The 16,566-nt window shown below is 66.7% G+C and carries 14 protein-coding genes; 2 read left to right on the top strand and 12 right to left on the bottom strand.

Features of this window, described 5'->3' with window-relative positions:
- Positions 1–26: 26 nt before the first annotated feature.
- The 6 genes from WBB14_RS13220 to dkgB all read right to left on the bottom strand — a co-directional run bounded on the left by WBB14_RS13220 (position 27) and on the right by dkgB (position 9,656).
- Positions 27–1,370 carry a hypothetical protein gene (locus tag WBB14_RS13220; protein WP_424240220.1) on the bottom strand — a complete coding sequence of 448 codons (1,344 nt, stop codon included), beginning with the start codon at positions 1,368–1,370 and terminating at the stop codon, positions 27–29.
- 23 nt (positions 1,371–1,393) lie between these two features.
- A complete protein-coding gene (locus WBB14_RS13225) occupies positions 1,394–3,025 on the bottom strand; it encodes a CHAT domain-containing protein (RefSeq protein ID WP_424240221.1) in 1,632 nt (543 codons plus the stop codon).
- A gap of 11 nt (positions 3,026–3,036) precedes the next feature.
- Complete coding sequence (locus tag WBB14_RS13230; protein ID WP_424240222.1) at positions 3,037–5,865, bottom strand: PAS domain-containing protein; 2,829 nt, start codon at positions 5,863–5,865, stop codon at positions 3,037–3,039.
- A 45-nt stretch (positions 5,866–5,910) separates the two neighbouring features.
- A complete protein-coding gene (locus WBB14_RS13235; RefSeq protein ID WP_424240223.1) occupies positions 5,911–7,932 on the bottom strand; it encodes a hypothetical protein in 2,022 nt (673 codons plus the stop codon).
- Between the two features lie 25 nt (positions 7,933–7,957).
- Positions 7,958–8,689, bottom strand: a complete 732-nt coding sequence (locus WBB14_RS13240) for an N-acetylmuramoyl-L-alanine amidase (RefSeq protein ID WP_424240224.1) — start codon at positions 8,687–8,689, stop codon at positions 7,958–7,960.
- Positions 8,690–8,852: 163 nt separating this feature from the next.
- Complete coding sequence (gene dkgB, locus WBB14_RS13245) at positions 8,853–9,656, bottom strand: 2,5-didehydrogluconate reductase DkgB (RefSeq protein WP_424240225.1); 804 nt, start codon at positions 9,654–9,656, stop codon at positions 8,853–8,855.
- Positions 9,657–9,780: 124 nt separating this feature from the next.
- Between dkgB and WBB14_RS13250 the strand changes: the two genes are divergently transcribed.
- On the top strand, positions 9,781–10,680 hold the full coding sequence (locus tag WBB14_RS13250) for a LysR substrate-binding domain-containing protein (RefSeq protein ID WP_424240226.1): 900 nt from the start codon (positions 9,781–9,783) through the stop codon (positions 10,678–10,680).
- A gap of 19 nt (positions 10,681–10,699) precedes the next feature.
- Here the strand turns inward: WBB14_RS13250 and WBB14_RS13255 are convergent, their stop codons facing one another.
- From WBB14_RS13255 to WBB14_RS13265, 3 genes are all read right to left on the bottom strand, one after another.
- Positions 10,700–11,644: an ornithine cyclodeaminase family protein gene (locus WBB14_RS13255; RefSeq protein ID WP_424240227.1), complete on the bottom strand. Its 945-nt coding sequence runs from the start codon at positions 11,642–11,644 to the stop codon at positions 10,700–10,702.
- A 101-nt stretch (positions 11,645–11,745) separates the two neighbouring features.
- Entirely contained in the window at positions 11,746–12,678 is a 933-nt protein-coding gene (locus tag WBB14_RS13260; protein WP_424240237.1) for an N-carbamoyl-D-amino-acid hydrolase, read from the bottom strand.
- 254 nt (positions 12,679–12,932) lie between these two features.
- Complete coding sequence (locus WBB14_RS13265; RefSeq protein WP_332013777.1) at positions 12,933–13,358, bottom strand: Lrp/AsnC family transcriptional regulator; 426 nt, start codon at positions 13,356–13,358, stop codon at positions 12,933–12,935.
- Between the two features lie 124 nt (positions 13,359–13,482).
- Between WBB14_RS13265 and WBB14_RS13270 the strand changes: the two genes are divergently transcribed.
- Positions 13,483–14,523 (top strand): ornithine cyclodeaminase, encoded by a 1,041-nt coding sequence (locus WBB14_RS13270; RefSeq protein ID WP_424240228.1) that lies wholly within the window; start codon positions 13,483–13,485, stop codon positions 14,521–14,523.
- Between the two features lie 128 nt (positions 14,524–14,651).
- Here the strand turns inward: WBB14_RS13270 and WBB14_RS13275 are convergent, their stop codons facing one another.
- The 3 genes from WBB14_RS13275 to WBB14_RS13285 all read right to left on the bottom strand — a co-directional run.
- Positions 14,652–14,864 (bottom strand): DUF1059 domain-containing protein, encoded by a 213-nt coding sequence (locus tag WBB14_RS13275; RefSeq protein ID WP_424240229.1) that lies wholly within the window; start codon positions 14,862–14,864, stop codon positions 14,652–14,654.
- Positions 14,865–15,067: 203 nt separating this feature from the next.
- On the bottom strand, positions 15,068–16,177 hold the full coding sequence (locus WBB14_RS13280; RefSeq protein WP_424240230.1) for a GTPase: 1,110 nt from the start codon (positions 16,175–16,177) through the stop codon (positions 15,068–15,070).
- Between the two features lie 56 nt (positions 16,178–16,233).
- Positions 16,234–16,566 (bottom strand): 3-methyl-2-oxobutanoate hydroxymethyltransferase (locus tag WBB14_RS13285; RefSeq protein WP_424240231.1); only part of this gene is annotated, 333 nt, incomplete at its 5' end.

The following is a 16,566-nucleotide window of genomic DNA, read 5'->3' on the forward strand; positions in this document are numbered from 1 at the left end:
CCGGCTTGTCCAGGCCCGACTGGCCGCTAGGACGATTCTCCCAGTATCGCCGACAACATTTCCCGGGATGCCCCGGACAAGGCGGCAGGCGGCGCGCCGGGCTTGCCGTTTGCGCCGGGTTGCAGCGTATCCAGCAGTGTGGAAAGCGCCTGCGTCAGCGAAGCATCGTCTTGCCCGGCGGTGGGCGTGCCGGCGCCTGCCGCCGCTGATTTCGCCAGCAGCAGCCTTGCGGCGTCGAGCGGTTGCGCAATGGGGCTGTTCCTGGCGGCGGCGGCCTTTTGCCTGTCCGCCACGGCGGACGTGATGTTCTGGCTCTTGCCGTCGCCGCCAGCGGATTTCAGGGACTTCTTCCTGGCTTTCCACTTTTCCCTTTCGCTCGAATAGGCCGCCAGCAGGGCGAAGCGGTCGCGCTCGATCAGCAGCGGCGAACCCGCGATGTCGACCGCCAGCGACTGAAACGCGGCGCGGGCGGCCACGGCGTTGTCGCTCAGCAGCGCCGTAGTGGTCTCGGTCCATTTGCGGTGGAACGGCAGGGCCGCGGCGGCGCTGAACATGTCCTCTCCCAGCGTGGCGCGCTGCTCGAAGGCCAGCACCAGGTAGTCCACGTCGTTCACGGGCTCCAGGCCGCCGCTTCCATTCTGCCGGTGCAGCACGCCGTCCGCCAATTGCAGTCCCTGCAGCCTGTCCTGCGAGTCCGCGCCTGCCAGCACGCGATAGCCGCTGCGGCGCAGCGCCAATCCGTCGAAGATGCCGAAACGGATGCTGACGCCATCGGTGCCGAAAAGCTTGCTCAGGGGCTTGAGCAGGCCTTCGCCGGCCTTGACGACGGCGCCGCCTACCGCGCCGCCGAACATGCTGACCGTGGTTGCGACGAAGTCGAGTATGCCGCGGGTGAGGCTGCTGTCGCTGAAGCGGCACAGCGCGGCGAACATCTCCAGCCCGTCGCTGTTGTAGGGCACGTTGCGGGCGATGTAGACGTCGCGGAACACTACCCTGCCCGCGCCCGATTGCGGCGCCGCCGTGCCCATCGCCTGCTGGATCGCGTCATAGCCCACGACATATGGAATCTCGCGCTGCGCGCCGGCCTCGGTGTAGCGCAGGAAAAAGGCGCACAGGGGCAGAAAGGCGGCGATGTAGTTGCCGGCATCGGTCAGGCGCATTTCGACCATGCGGACGCTGAAATAACACTGTCCGGGAATGAAGGCCTCTCCGTTCAGTCCTGGTTCGCCCGAAGCCGCGCCGGCGGGCGGGGGATCGATCTCCGCATAGTAGTTGCGGCCCGTGGGCACGGTCGCCATCAGGGCGCCGACGCCATCCGCCGAGGTTCCCAGGTCGCCTATCTTGCGCAGCATGCCGAATAACGAAGCCATGATGTCGGTTCCTCATTGCGGCGTCAGTCGCGTACGACCGCCAGCGCGGAAGCCCAGGTGGGCGAGCCCCGGGATTCGTCATGCGAACCGGCGCAGGCGCGCCGGTAGGCTTCCGCGAATCCCTGGGTATTGGCGGGATCGAAATAGGCGGCGTAGAAGCGCCGGATGAAGCGCGCGCAGGTTTTTTCCTCGACCTGCCAGCGGAAGGCCAGCACGCCCATGGCGCCGGCCCGCATGACCTCCAGCGCGGTGCGCACCGAGGCGCCGCTGCATGAGGACAGCACCAGCAGCTTGCAATTGCCGGCCTTCATCCAGCGGCCCACCAGGCGTATGGACAGTTGCAGGCCTTCGCCTTCCCTGCTGCCCGGCAATACCAGCATGGTGCTGTCGCGCACCGAATGGGCGTGGCCGGAGAAATGCAGGATGTCGTAGCCGCCGCCGGTCACCTTTTCTTCCAGATAGTCCTGCAGCGCGTATCCGGTCAGGGGCGGCACGTCCTCGACCACCAGGCGGCCGTCCAGGCGCTTGGCCAGGGCCTGCAGGTTCGCGAGTTCGTCGGCGACCGACTCCAGCGGCGCCAGCGTGACGCTCGGGATGTCGTCGCCGCCATCCTCTGGCTGGAACGAAATGGTGCCGCTGAAGTTCGCGCCGATGAAAAGCAGGCGCAGTGGGCCAGCCGGCCGGGACGCCGCCTGCTCCCAGTCGCTGGCCGAGTCCATGCCTTCCATGTGCAGGCGGCGGGCCATGGGAATGCGCTGGCACAGGTAGCGTCTGTCATTGGCCTTGAAATCGGCATTGCAGCTCAACTCGAATGGCAGGCTGAAGAAGGCCGCGCTTTGATGGTCCGACACATTGAAATCGAATCGCAGGTCCATCCAGGCCAGGCCGTCGCCGGACGAGACGCCTTCCTGGTCGCGGGCGCGCTGGATCAGCGTGGCGATGGGCGGCCCCACGGTTTCGGCCACCATCACGTCGAACGCCTGCCTGCCCATGTCGCTGAGCGACTCCAGCCAATCGGTCACTCGCTGGTTGTCGAGATAGGGCGAGAACTTCTCGACGCGCATCAGCAGCGCGGCGATATCCGGTTGCCGCTTGTAGGGAATCTCCGGCGACCTGAAATCGTGCGGACCGAACTGGATCCGGTAGCGGACCGATTTTTCGGCGACCTCTATGACCAGCCGGCGGCGTTGCGTGGCGGCCGCCACGCTGTCCAGCACCAAGGCGAGGTCTGCGCCGCCGTCTCGCTTCTTGCCGATCTCGTTGCTCCACATCAGCCTTTCGGGCCGTTCCAGCACGCAACGCTGCACGGCCTCGGAGGGATCCTCGGTCACGACCAGCACCGGCACGGGCGCATGCTCGGCCAGCCAGTTAAGTAGCTCTACGGCCGCCGTGCCGCTCTTTTTCTTGCCGGTTTGGGGCGCCGGTTTGGCGTCGATGATCATCAGGCCCGGCAGCGTCCCGCAACGCTCGATCTCCTGCCGCGCGTTCTCCAGATTGAAGACGTGCCGGAAAGGGGCGCCGATGAAGGGCTTGATGCGAGGGTACTTCTGCTCATGCCGCTGCAATTGCTGGATGCGGTCCGCCCAGCATTCCTCGTCGACATCGTCGCCGCCAGCAAGCAGGATCCAGTTGTTGTTCTGTGCGGGCTGTTCCATCGCCGCCTCCATCAACCCGACCGGGCAGGAAAGCGCAGGGTGAACGAACGCCATGGCGGCAGGACCGATTCATAGGCCTCCGAGGGCTGCATCGCCGACTCGGCCAGGGGCGGCTGCGTCGCCAGGGTGCCGCCGTGGGCCTGCATGGTGCGCACGATCTGGGCGATGGCCAGTCCGGCGCCATCATGGGCCGCGCGCTCCGCGTTCAGCAGCGCATCGTCCGGCACCGCGTGCATGCGCAGGTCCGTGTCCCAGCTTTGCCCGGCGCTCAACCCCAGATGCACCGAGCAGCCGTCGGGATCGTCGCTGATGGCGATTTCCACCCGGGCGTCGGCGGAGCGGCAGCGCAGCAGATAGGCAAGAATGGACCGGAAGGCCGCGGACAAGGCTTCAGCGTCGGCATGCACCATGGGCCCGCCGGCGGCGCCCGCCTGGGCCAATGGCGCGATGCGGCCCTGGTCCCGCTGCGGCAAGGCGGCGATGACCCCGGCCAGCAACTCGTGCAGCGCCACGCGGGCATGCTCGGGCGGAGCTTGCCGGCGCGCTTCGCTGGCGCTGGCCAGCCGCTCGAAGGTAATGTCCGCCTTGCCGATTTCCGCCACGATGCGTTGGCTGAGGGCATGGGCCCGGGTGACGATGGCCTCGGGCTGTTCGCCGCGCGCCGCGTCCTCGTGCAGCAATGCGGTCTGCGTGGTGAGGCTGCAGGCCAGCGCCAGCGACGTCCGGGTCTGGTCGGCGATCTCGGCCACGGTTTCGCGCAGGAAGCGCATGTCGCGCGCCCATTTCATGTCGGCGATGTCGGTGAAGAACCAGATTGCCATGTCCAGGCTGGGATCCAGGTCCGTTCGGGTAGCCAGCACCGAGCGCGGCTGTCCGCCCGCGCCGCGCAATTCGATGCGTTCGCGTCTGACGCCAGCATCCGAACTCAGCAGCGCGTGCGCCGACGCGTCGTCGGGCAGCGCGAACGCCGTGATCGACACCGGGGTTTCGCCTTCGAGGCAGCGGCCGGGCTCCGTGCCCAGCATGTCGGCGGCGACGCGGTTCATCTCGATGATGGAACCCTCGCGGCCCACGAACACGACCGCTTGTTCGGTCTCGGCCATCAGGCTTTGCTTGGTCTGCCTGAGCAGATGCTGGTCCAGCCCTTCCTCCAGCGACTCGATGATCTCCAGCAGGTCGTCGGCGTCGGGTCCCTTGAACGCGTGCGATACCGAGGACTCCACGTCCAGCAGCCAGCGGATGCGGCCGTTCAGGCGGATCGGCACCGTCATGGCCGAGCGCAGCGGCCGCGGCGGGCCGGTGTAGTCGTTCCGGGGATCCGCGGGGTCGCCCACGTCGTCCAGCGACAGCAGCTGGCGTTGGCGCAGTGTCTGGCCGAGCATGCCGCGCTCAATGGGCTGCAGGTAGTCCGCAGGCAGGGCATATTCGGGCGCAAGGCTGTGCTGGGTCACGATCTCGTAGCGGCTTTCCTTGCGGTTGACGCGGAACAGGGCCACGTAGTCCCAGGAGAAGAACTGCGCCAGCCTGGGCACGATGTCCTCCGCCGCCTTGCGCAAGGAGGCGGCCGTCATGATTGTTTCCCGCAATGATTCGGCGAAGGCGGCGCGTTCGTCGTCACGCTCCTTCTCGAAGCGCATCAGTACCGGCTCCAGGTCCAGGGCGCGCAGGATCTCCAGGTGGCGTTGCCCATATTGCGCCGGTTGGCGCGAACACAGGCTCAGCGCCGAGCTGTAGCCGCCCGGACGCGTGACGGGCAGCGTGACGCTGGCCTGCATGCCCATGTCGCGGTAGCAGCGCACGACCTCGTCGCCTGGCTCGAAGCGCTGATCGCTGACGAAGCGGTCCATCTCCTCGATCCAGGTCTGGCCGGAATCCAGGAACGGCCGGATCGCGGGCGGCAGCTCCATCCAGCGCGCTGGCCACAGTTCCACCCCTTCGGGCCGGACCGCGATCGCGCGGAACAGCGCTACCTGCCTGTCGTAGATGCCGAACACCGCATGTTCGAACGGCACCAATGGCCGGATCTGTTCCAGGATGGCGTCGAGCTTGAGGCGCCAGCCGCTGATGGACGGATCCAGCGCGATGCGCCGGATCTCGTCGCGGGCGGACTCCAGCGCCCGCGACTGGATGACCGCGATCACGCCCAGCAGCTCGCCGTTGGGCGCGGGGTCGGGCGTCATTACCAGCTGGAACAGCTTTTCTGTGCCATCGCGCCCGCGCATGGTGACGATCACGGCCACCATGGAATCGCCCTCCTGGTTGCGGGCGCAGCAGCGGATGGCGTCGGCGATGCGGGGCGCGTCGCTTTTGCGGAAATGGCGGGCCAGGGGCTCGCCGCAGACCTCGTCGAGCTTCTGCCCCAGTGCGCGCGCGGCCTCCCTGTTGGCGAAGCGCACCACGCCGTCCAGGTCCAGGCGGAACACGGCATAGGGCGTGCGTTCAAAGCGGCGCGATTCGGCTTTCCTGAATGGCGTGCCGTCGTTGACCAGCACGACGATTTCGCCGCCTTCCAATTCGCACAGCGGCGCCAGTTGCGCGGGCACCGGCGCGCCGTCCCTGGCCTGGTAGATGCCGCCGACCGCGCCGCCGCCCATGGTCAAGGGTTCGCCCAGGCCGTAGGCCTCGGCGGCGCCGCGGCCGCGGAACTCTTGGGCGCTGGGCGCCAGCGCATCGCTGACGTCGATGATGACGCCGTCCCGGTCCAGCAACAGGCAGGGCACGCCCGCCCGCGACATCACTCGCAGCATTGCCGCGGGATCGCCCGGGATCGAACCGGATGCGGGCAAGCGTACTTGCGCGCCATCGTCCAGGTCCGTCTGCGCCTGAGGAATCTCAAACATATCGAAGCCCTCCCTGCCTGCCGCCTGGCTGGCGCGGCTGCCGGCTCAACGCTTGATGAACGCAATGATCTGCTGCTGGGTGCCCTGGTCGTTGTCGAAACCGCCGTGCGTGCTGGCCGCCACGGGCGGGTTGGCGGAGCCGGGCGCCGGACTGCCGGCGGGCGAGACGTGCACGGCGTCGCAAGCAATGCCGGCATCGCGGAAATAGCGCTCCATGCCCAGCAGCGGCGTGGTGGTGCCGCCCTCGAAGGATTCGCTCACCAGGTAGAGCAGCGAGCGACGGTACGGGCCGCAGGTGGGATCGTCCTCCTCGGCGCGGTCGGAAAGATGGAACTGCTGGTAGCGCTTTACCCGCGTCTTCAGATTCGGCACGACCAGCTTGCGGAAGGTGTCCAGCGTGACCGCCGGGGCCATCAGGTTGAGCGATTCCAGTTCGCCGCCGTCGGCCGCCAGCCGGTGCACGAAGTGGCTGGCGACGATGGCGCCGGCCGAGTGGCCGACGATGTGCAGGCGCACGCGTCCTTGGCTGACATGCGTCTTGAAATGCTTGTACAGCATGATCATCGCGGCCTCTTCCTGCGCCATGCCCTTGGGGGCCGGTGCGCTCATGGCCTGGGCGTTCTGCTTCATTTCGCCCCAGATCACCGTGCCTGGCCGAGCCAGCCAGCGTTCCAGGCGCTGGTTCCACCAACGCTCCAGGCGTTCGCCCAGGCCGCCGGTGGTGCGCGGCACGCTGTGGGCGGCATCCTGGATGATGTTCTTCACGGTGGTGATGAAGTCCGTCTCCCACATCAGGAAGACCGGGAAGATCTGCTTGTCGTAGAGCAGCGGTATCCATTCGGCGGCGGCCTCCGCCGCATCCTCTTCGCCGACCAGGCCGCCGTGCGCATACACGCATACGTCCATGGGCTTGTCCTTCAAGCCCCATTTCTCGCGCGCGGCGTTCATGTGCACGTCGACGATGGCGCGCAGATCGTCGGGCGTGGTCCGGAACGCGCCGCTGTTGCTGAGCTTGCCGTTGTTGCCCACGTTGACAATGAAGGGCGAGATCTCGCGGTTGCGCAGCACCGTGCCCGCGGCCAGCGTGACCCGCTTTCCTTCGGTGCGCAGCGTGATGCTGTTCGAGATCTTGGTGTGCTCATGCGTGACCACGCCCAGCTGCACCACCCAGCAATCCATGGCGTTGCGCATCCAGTCGTCGTAGGTCAGCACCGCCATCCCGTGGGTGCCCCACTCCTCGCCCCAGGAGTTTTGGATCAGGAAGCCGTCCTGGGTATAGCCGACGATGACGAAGGCGTGGCCGTCGGTCGCGGAATTCTGCTGGTCGGGCGGGATGATCCAGAACGGCTGGGCTCCGGGCGTGGACGGCGCCTTCAGCGGGGTGACGCCATGGCCATCGTCCCAGCCGGCGTGGCAGCCCGCGCTGGCGTACAGAATGCCGACCTCGTTGAGCGCCGCGTGCATTTCGACGATGTTGCGCGTGTCGATGCGGTAGTAGGCGCCCAGCGGACGCTTGACGGCATCCAGCCACCAGTCGTCGGCGGTCTCGTTGGCCGCCGCAGGCATGTTCAGGGTAGGAAACAGATCCTGGGCGCAGGCGCCGTGCTTGAACCAGCCTTTGAGCGCGCCGCGCAGGCTCGATCCGGTGTCGTCGACGGAACCCGGGAACTCGTCATAGCGCCTGGCCATGGAATACAGCATGAACGGCGAGATGGCCGGGCGCGGTTCGCGCTCCGATTTGCGCAGCAGGTATTCGACCACGGTGGACAGGGCGAACCCGGTGCAGGCCGAGGTGTCTTCCTGATGCTTCACCATCAAACCCATGGCGGGAATCATCTCGGTCTTGGGGGTGACCGAGATATTGGGGCGGAACGGAATGTCGCGGGCATCGAAGGCGTCGGGCTTGGCCGTGCGGCGAAACGGCAGCGCCGGCGGCAAGGCGCGGCCCTTGCGGGCCCGGGCGGGCCGAGGAGTCTTGGCGGCGAGCGGCGCCGATGCCGCCGCCGGGCGCTTTGCCGACGTCTTGCGTGCCGGGGCGGCACGCCCTGCTTGCTTTTTTGCAGCCATGGCGTACTCCGTTGGGGGCGGGTTTTCAGCGCGGCGGCGCCTTGGGACGGGAGCGGTGTTCAGGCGCGTCCGCCGGCAGCTTGGCGGCGACGTCCGCCTCTACGTGCGCGTGGTCCGGCATGGTGGAGGCGGGCGCGGCGGATTTGGCGGCGCGCTTGCGGGCCGGCCTTGACGGGACCGGCGGCGACAGCAGCTCGCCGTCGGGAGAGAAGGTCGCGGCCAGCAGGAAGTCCGCTTCCGCAGCCGAGTACGCCGGGTCCCAATGGGTGTTCTCCGGCACGTGGCAATGGCCATAATGGCCGCCGCGCGTGTCCCAGGTCGTGGGGTCGCGGTTGTGCCCACCTGGATCCCTGCCATTCCTGGCGGGCAGGGGCGGGCCGGAAGGCCAGACGCGGGGCACGCCATGCTCCGCTTCGATCCAGCGGCATAACCGCGCCAGGTTGGTCAGCGCACGCCCTTCCTTGGGCAAGTGCGCGAACCCGACCATTTCGATCTGCACGGCCGAATCCCGGTTGGTCTGCACGCCGCCGGCATCATTGCGCAGCGCTCTTGCACCTTCGGCGGTATCGATATGCTGGTAGATGTCGCTGCCGTCGACGGTGAAGTGCGGATCGGAGCGGTTCTGCCGGAAGGCGGCCATCGCGCCCTGCGCGCTGCTGCCTTCCGTGGTGTGATGGACGATCTTGTAGGGACCGCCCAGATGCGGTCCGGAAGATCCGGAAATGGGTCGCCAAGTCGCGAACGGACACCGTGCCATTGCTTGTCTCCTCGAAACGGGCGGCGCTTTCCAGGCAAGACGACATGACGACAGTGATGATTGCGCCCGTAGCTGGGATATATAGGCGCGCCTAAGCCAGTTCGCTAGTATCCGAAAGAATTACTCCTTTGATTTGCAATAGTCAATTTTCACTATTCAGGGCCTAATCCCACCGTGCCGCCAGGCCTTCCGGGCTGACTTCACGGCCGTTGCGCTCCAGCGCCGCGATCTGCGCCATGTCCATCTCCGTCAGCCGCAGATCCTGGGCCAGCAGGTTGCTGGCCAGGTTTTCGCGCTTGGTCGACGATGGGATGACGGCGTAGCCCAGTTGCAGGGCCCAGGCCAGCGCCACCTGCGCGGGCGTGGCGTCGTGGCGTTGGGCGATCTGGCCGATGACCGGATCCTTCAGCACCTTGCCATAGGCCAGCGTCATGTACGAGGTGACCGGGATGTCTTGTTCCCGCAGGAAGGCGGCGAGCTTGCGGTTCTGCAGGTAGGGGCTTAGTTCGATCTGGTTGGTGGCGATCTGCTCCCGGCCCACGGCGGCGATGGCGGCGCGGGTTTCGGCGATGGGGAAGTTGGAGATGCCGATCCGGCGGGTCAGGCCCTGCGCCTTGGCCTCGGCCAGCGCAGTCATGAATTCCTCGATGGCGACGCCGTTGCCGGGCGCGGGCCAATGGATCAAGGTCAGATCCGCGTAGTCGCTGCGCAGCTTGGCCAGGCTGTCCTGCAGGCTGGGGATGAGCTTCCCGCGGGCGTAGTTGGGGACCCAGATCTTGGTGGTGACGAACAGCGCGTCGCGCGGTACGCCGGATTCGGCGATGGCTTGGCCGACCTCGGCTTCGTTTTCGTAGATCTGCGCGGTGTCGATGGCGCGGTAGCCGAGGTCCAGCGCGTTGCGCACGGAATCGATGACGGCCTGGCCTTGCAAGCGGAAGGTGCCGGCGCCGAAGGCGGGAATGCTCATGGGTAACTCCTTTTGGGGGTATTGGGAGCCGGACTCAGGCGTCCGGGAATGCATGCAGTGTGCCCGTCGGATACTTGCGGAAAAAGTCCGGTATGCATGAAAGACTTTTGATATAAATGCAAGAATGAAGACGACGCTAGACGAAATGCAGGTCTTTATCGCCATCGTGGACAGCGGCTCCATCACCGCTGCCGCGGATGTGCTGGGACAGACCGTTTCCGCCGCCAGCCGGACCATGAGCCGGCTGGAAGAGAAGCTGCAGACCACGCTGATGCGCCGGACCACGCGGCGGCTGGAGCTGACCGAGGAAGGCCGGGCCTATCTGGAGCAGGCGCGCAAGATCGTGGCCGCGGTGGAGGAAAGCGAGGAACTGATGAGCCTGCGCCGCAACCAGCCGGCGGGACTCTTGCGGGTGGATGCGGCATCGCCCTTCATGCTGCACGTGATCGCGCCGCTGGTGCCGGGCTATCGCAAGCGCTATCCCCAGGTGGAGCTGGAGCTGAACAGCAACGAAGGCAATATCGACCTGCTGGAGCGCCGCACCGATCTGGCCATCCGTATCGGACGCCTGAAGGACTCGTCGCTGCACGCGGTGGCGCTGGGGCATAGTCGCGTGCGCGTGCTGGCCAGCCCCGGCTATCTGGCCGCGCATGGCACGCCCAGGCGCGTGGCCGACCTGGCCTCGCACGTCCTGCTGGGCTTCAGCCAGCTGGAAGCGCTGAACGAATGGCCGCTGCTGGAGGCCGACGGCCAGGCCCTGCACATCAAGCCGCAGGTGCGCGCGTTCAGCGGCGAGACCTTGCGGCAGCTGGCCTTGAACGACGGGGGCGTGGTCTGCCTGTCGGATTTCATGACGCGCGGCGACCGTGAAAGCGGCGCCTTGCAGCAACTGCTGGTGAAGCAGACGCAGGACGTGCGGCAGCCGATCAACGCGGTGTACTACCGCAACACCGCGATCTCTTCGCGCATCAAATCCTTCATCGACTACATGGTTCAGGCGCTGGGCCGGGGCGGCTTCGAATAGCGGCGCAGGCGCCGCTGGTTCAAGCGCGTTCGCCGCTGGTCGATTCGTACACCAGCGTCGCCAGCGTCAGGTCTTCGAGCGCGCTGCCCACGGCCTTGAATACGGTGATTTCCTGGGCGTCGCGGCGGCCCGGCAGTTCGCCGGCGGCCAGTTGGTGCAGGTCGCCGCGGATGTCCTCGCGCTTGAGCGCGCCGGCCTCGAAGGCGGCCAGCAGGTCGCCGGATTTGGTGGGCGCTTCGCTGGTGTCCACGTAGACCGAGGTGCCGTCGAAGCAGGCCGCGTCCGTCTCGCGCATTTCGGGCTTGAAACTGCCGATCAGGTCCAGGTGCACGCCTGGGCGCAGCCAGGCGCCGTGGATCAGCGGCACGGTGGACAGGGTGGCGCAGCTGATGATGTCGGCCTGGCGCGCGGCGCTTTCCAGGTCGGCGGCGGCCTCGGCATCGAAGCCCTGCGCGCGCAGCTCGCCGGCCAGCTTCTCGGCGCCGGCCGCGCGCACGTTCCACACCAGCACGCGCTGTATCGGACGCACGCTGCGCATGGCTTGCGCCACCAGGCCAGCGATGCGGCCGGAGCCCACGATCAGCAGCGTGCTGGCGTCGGCGCGCGCCAGATAATCCGCGCCCAGCGCGGCCGCGCCCGCCGTGCGGTAGGCGGTGACGATGTCGCCGTCCACCTGGGCGATGGGTACGCCGGTGGTGGCGCTGTACAGGTTGTAGGTGGCATGCAGGCCGGGCAGGCCCAGATGCGTGTTCTCGGGGAAGATGTTGATGATCTTCACGCCGAAGTAGCCGCGGTCGCTCCAGGCCGGCATGATCAGCGAGGTGCCGTGCGCATTGCCCGACTGGATGGCGTGGACATGCCGCGGCGGCACGGTGGCGCTGCCCCGGAAGGCCTCTCGCAGGGCGGGAATGACGGCGTCGAAGGACAGGGCGTTGCGGGTCTGTTCGGTGTCGATAAAGCGCATGGGATTCTTGCCTGCTGCGGGTCGGTCGGTCTGAGGGCCAGCAGGCAGTCTAGCAGCGCAGGCGGCGTCCGCCCGCGCCGTGTCGCGGGCGGACGCGGTTGCTAGTCGATGGCAGCCGTGGGCAGCGGATCGCCCGCGCCAGTGCGTTCGACGATGAGCTTGTAGTGCTGCGGGTTGCGGTGCTTGGCGAAATTGAACACGTGGTCGCGGAAGGCCTGGCCCATGGCCAGGTCGATGCTTGCGGTGATCACTTCGTCGTCTTCGCCGCTTGCGCGCGCCACGATCTCGCCGGATGGCGCGACGATCATGGAGCTGCCTATCATGTGGTGGCCGTCTTCATGACCGCATTTCGCGGCGGCGCCGACCCAGACCGCGTTCTGGTAGGCGCTGGCCTGCAATACGATCTCGTGCGTGGTGGTGCGCAGATGCGCGGGCTCGTTCCAGTGGATGTTCAGGGATGGCGTGTTGTAGCCCAGCACGATCAGCTCGGCGCTTTGCAGCGACATGACGCGATAGGTCTCGGGCCAGCGGCGGTCATTGCACAGGCACATGCCGATCTTCACGTCATTGGTTTCCCAGACGCCAAAGCCCAGGTCGCCGACTTCGAAGAACTTCTTTTCCAGGTGCTGGAACGGCGCGCCGATCTTGTGGTCGGAGTGGCCTGGCAGGTGGATCTTGCGGTACTTGCCGATGATCTTGGCGCTGCGGTCCACCAGGATGGCGGTGTTGAACTGGCGGCCTTCGGGCGTGAGTTCGGCATAGCCCAGATAGAAGCCTATGCCCAGTTCGCGCGCGGTGTCGAACAGCGGCTGCACGTCGGCGTTGGGCATGCTTTTTTCAAAGTAGCGCTCGACGGCTTCGGCGTCTTCCATCCAGTAGCGCGGGAAGAACGTGGTCAGCGCCAGCTCGGGGAAGACGACGAACTCCGCCTTGCGGGCGGCGGCCTCGCGCATCATGTCGACCAGGCGGCGGACCACGGCCGCGCGGGAGTCGGCAAGGTTTACTGCGCCCATCTGGGCGACCGCCAGGCCCATCTTGCGGGCGGGGTATGCATTACTCACGATGTGGATCTCCAGGCTGAAGGCGCCAGCATGCATGCGCGGGCGGAAATCGGGAACCGCCGCACGGGCTGGCGGCGCGCGTCGCCAAATGCGTTCGGTCTTTTCCTAAAGCCCTGATTCAACGGAGAATTTCACCGCGCGGACAGCGTTCGTCCCGACGTCATGCATAACGCGGCGTCATGGAGTCCATGCAAAGTCTTATATCGGGTTTCCCCGTATGCCAGTGCTCAAAGGGCCTTGAAGGTCTTGAGATGGATGCTGGTTTCGGTGGCGGCGATGCCCTTGAGCGTGCGCAGGCGGTCCAGCACTTCGGACAGCTGGTCGATGGTAGGCACACGCAATTCGGCCAGGAGGTCCCAGCGGCCGTTGGTGTCATGCAGGCCCGCCACGCTGGGCTCGCCCATCAGCAGGCTGACGATCTTGCGGGTTTCGTGACCTTCGACGGCGATGCTCATCCAGGCGACGATATCCTCGGTCTCCACTTCCGGCCGCAGCCGCACGGTATAGCCCCGGATGATGCCCCGTTCTTCCAGTTTTCGGATGCGGTTGTCGACGGTGCCGCGCGAGACGTCCAGCTTCTTCGCGAGGGTGGCGACCGACATGCGGGCGTCGGCGCGCAACAGGCCGAGCAGGTTCTGATCTAGCGTGTCCATTGTGAAAATTGCTATTTATGCCTGTCAGAATGGCAGAATCTTAGCGTTTTGTGTGGATTGTTGTCACTATTAATTGGTTTGCCCATCCCCCAGAATTTCTATTCCATAACTCGGGGAGAACAAATTGACGACGCTGCTTTCAACTTCCGACGTGGCCAGGATCGTGGCCCTGCAAGGCCCGCGACAGGTCTTTGCCGGCCTCCTGGACTATCTGCTGGCGGACTTTCTTCGATGGCAGGAATTCGACAAAAGCGCGCGGGTGGCCAGCCATTCGGCGACCGGCGTGATCGAATTGATGCCCACCGCTGACAGCGAGTACTACACCTTCAAGTACGTGAACGGCCACCCGGGCAATCCGCAGGCCGGCCTGTCCACCGTGATGGCATTTGGCGCGCTGGCGCAGGTCAGCACGGGCGAGCCGCTGCTGATCAGCGAACTGACCCTGACCACCGCCTTGCGCACGGCCGTGACCTCCGCCTTGGCGGCGCGCGCGCTGGCCCGGCCGGACTCGCGCAAGATGGCGCTGATCGGCAACGGCGCGCAAAGCGAGTTCCAGGCGCTGGCCTTCCACTACCTTTTGGGCATCGACACCCTGCACGTCTATGACGTGGACGCAGGCGCCACACGCAAGCTTGAAAGCAATCTGGCTTCAGTGCCCGGCTTGCGCGTGGTGCGCTTCGATAGTGCGGCAGAGGCGGTCCAGGGCACGGACATCGTCACCACGGTGACGGCGGACAAGGCCTACGCCACTATCCTGACCGCGGACATGGTCGAGCCCGGCATGCACCTCAACGCCGTCGGCGGCGACTGCCCGGGCAAGACGGAGCTGCACGCGGACGTGCTGCGCGCGGGGCCGGTGTTCGTGGAATACGAGCCGCAGACGCGCATCGAGGGCGACCTGCAGCAGATGCCGGCCGATTTCGCGGTGACGGAGCTGTGGCGGGTGCTGACGGGCCAATCCGTCGGCCGCAAGAGCCCGGCGGAAGTGACCATCTTCGATTCGGTGGGTTTTGCGCTGGAGGACTTTTCAGCGCTGCGCTGGCTGCGCGATGCCGCCATCCGCCATGGCGTGGGCGCCCGCATCGAGGTCGCGCCGCAATCACCGGATCCGAAGAACCTGTTCGAAGTGGTGCGGGCGGCCATGCCGGTTCTGGCCCGGGCTTAGCGCTCAAGCGCGCGGTGGCGCCCACGCAAGCCGTGAGGCATTCGCGGCGCATCGTGGGCTCCAGCGCTGGCGTGGCGGACCACGCCAGCGCTGGCCCGATGGGGGCCGTGGAACCGGCCATGGCATCGTCAGGCGCGGCGCGGCATTTCAGCCGGCGGCGTGCCATCGTGGAACAGCGATTTCAGCTGCGTGCGCAGTTCGGGGGTATCGGTGTGCTTGTGTACCGTGGTCGCATGCTGCACCGCGGCTTCCAGCAATTCGCTTTCGGAATCCGCCGCCAAGGCTACCGAGCAGTTCATTTCGCTGGGGTACTCGCGGCAATCGATGTATTTGCGTGTCATGAACGTCTCCCTGCGCGCAGGCTGCCTGGGCCTGCGCAAGAGCATCCGGCGCGCGGCGCGGGACGTCCAGGCCGCTGGCGCGTCGCAGCGGCGGGGGCGGTTTGAAAAGTATAGATCTGGCGGCTCGCAAGCGGCGCAATTCGCAACGACGCGCTGCGCACGGCAGGGCCGCGTTAGTGCGCAGGCACTGGTGCGGCCGCGGCTCAGAAGGTGACGCGCTGCTTCAGGCCCTTGGCAATCATCGCGATGTCGATGTCCTTGCCCGGATTCTTCAGGCAGAAGTCGTACAGCACGGCCACGTAGGCATTGCCCAGCAGCTTGGTGATGGCGCCGGCGGTGGTGGCGGCGATGGTGCCGCCTATCGCGCTGCCCGCGCCGGGGATGAACTTCAGCAGGCCTGATACGACCGAGCGTCCGATGAGCGTGGCGGCGGAAGCGCCCAGCGTGGAGGTGACCAAGGTGGTGATGGCGGCGGTGTCCAGTTCCATGCCGAAGGTGATGCCGATCTTGGCAATCATGCCGACCTGGATAGGCACCAGCGCGAAGGCGTCCGAGAACGGAATGGGGGCGGCGGCGGCCGACGCGGCCAGGCCGGCGGCTACGTTGACCTCTATCTCAGCCCGCTTTTTTTTTACTTCCAGCGCCTTCTTGTTGCGGGTGGACAGGGCGTTGGCATAGGCCCGCTGCTGCGCCTCGGGGATGTGCAGGGCCGTGGCCTCGATCAGATTGTCCAGGCCCATGGGCGGCAGTTCGGCGTCCAGCTCCTCGATCCATTCCGGCAGCGCGCGCACCGCCACCACCTGCTTGGCGCGCGGCAGCAATGAGCGCGCTTCGTCGACGAAGGGGCTGTTCTTGCGCGCCTTGGTGAGTACCGCCACCACGGGGATGCCGGCATTGGACAGCATGTCGCAGAGCTCGATCTCCGCGTCTTCGACGCGGTGGCTGCTGTCCTGGATGCAGAGCCAGGCCACGTGCAGGTGCCTGTCCTGGTCGTCGGAGGCGGAGCGTTCCCGGATCAGGTCCGCCAACTGCTGGCGCGAGCGCTCGTAGTCGCCGACTTCCAGCCCGCGCGTGTCGATGATGGTGAGCGGATGGCCGGCCCGGGTGAATTCCTGGGTGGACTGGGTGACGGGCTTGCCCGCGCCCGTCTTGGCCAGGTCGCCCCGGAACACGGCGTTGATCAGCGTGCTCTTACCCACGCCGGTCTTACCCGCGACCAGGATGTTCACGCGCCCGGCGCCGCGCGTGGCGGTGCTGATGGCGTCCGCGATGGCGTCCTGCAATTGGGGCGTGTCCATGCGGGGCGTGCTCATGAGGTGTGTGCGTAGAAAGGCATGGGGATGATTCTATCGAGAAACGCGCGCCGCCATCAGACGCCGCCGGGCGCGCCGTAAAGATGCGCCGATTCGGGGAACGTGCGCGTGCGCACTTCGCCCGCATAGGTCTGCGCCGCCTGCTGGATGCGGCCAGCCAGGTCGTCGTAGCGCTTCACGAAGCGCGCGGTGCGGTCGAACATGCCCAGCATGTCGTCCACCACCAGCACCTGGCCGTCGCAGCGGCCGGACGCGCCTATGCCTATGGTCGGGCAGGCGACGGCTTCGGTGATCGACGCCGCCAGCGGCTCGACCACGCCTTCGATCACCAGCGCGAACGCGCCGGCGTCCGCCACCGCGGCGGCGTCGGCGGCGATGCGGGCGTACTC

Source organism: Achromobacter sp. (genome assembly GCF_049647645.1).
Classification (GTDB): domain Bacteria; phylum Pseudomonadota; class Gammaproteobacteria; order Burkholderiales; family Burkholderiaceae_B; genus Achromobacter.

Coding starts and splice junctions, on each gene's coding strand:
- WBB14_RS13255 (WP_424240227.1), bottom strand. CDS start 11,644: ATGCGCTTTATCGACACCGAACAGACCCGCAACGCCCTGTCCTTCGAC.
- dkgB (WP_424240225.1), bottom strand. CDS start 9,656: ATGAGCATTCCCGCCTTCGGCGCCGGCACCTTCCGCTTGCAAGGCCAG.
- WBB14_RS13225 (WP_424240221.1), bottom strand. CDS start 3,025: ATGGAACAGCCCGCACAGAACAACAACTGGATCCTGCTTGCTGGCGGC.
- WBB14_RS13240 (WP_424240224.1), bottom strand. CDS start 8,689: ATGGCACGGTGTCCGTTCGCGACTTGGCGACCCATTTCCGGATCTTCC.
- WBB14_RS13230 (WP_424240222.1), bottom strand. CDS start 5,865: ATGTTTGAGATTCCTCAGGCGCAGACGGACCTGGACGATGGCGCGCAA.
- WBB14_RS13280 (WP_424240230.1), bottom strand. CDS start 16,177: ATGAGCACGCCCCGCATGGACACGCCCCAATTGCAGGACGCCATCGCG.
- WBB14_RS13220 (WP_424240220.1), bottom strand. CDS start 1,370: ATGGCTTCGTTATTCGGCATGCTGCGCAAGATAGGCGACCTGGGAACC.
- WBB14_RS13265 (WP_332013777.1), bottom strand. CDS start 13,358: ATGGACACGCTAGATCAGAACCTGCTCGGCCTGTTGCGCGCCGACGCC.
- WBB14_RS13235 (WP_424240223.1), bottom strand. CDS start 7,932: ATGGCTGCAAAAAAGCAAGCAGGGCGTGCCGCCCCGGCACGCAAGACG.
- WBB14_RS13250 (WP_424240226.1), top strand. CDS start 9,781: ATGAAGACGACGCTAGACGAAATGCAGGTCTTTATCGCCATCGTGGAC.
- WBB14_RS13275 (WP_424240229.1), bottom strand. CDS start 14,864: ATGACACGCAAATACATCGATTGCCGCGAGTACCCCAGCGAAATGAAC.
- WBB14_RS13260 (WP_424240237.1), bottom strand. CDS start 12,678: ATGGGCCTGGCGGTCGCCCAGATGGGCGCAGTAAACCTTGCCGACTCC.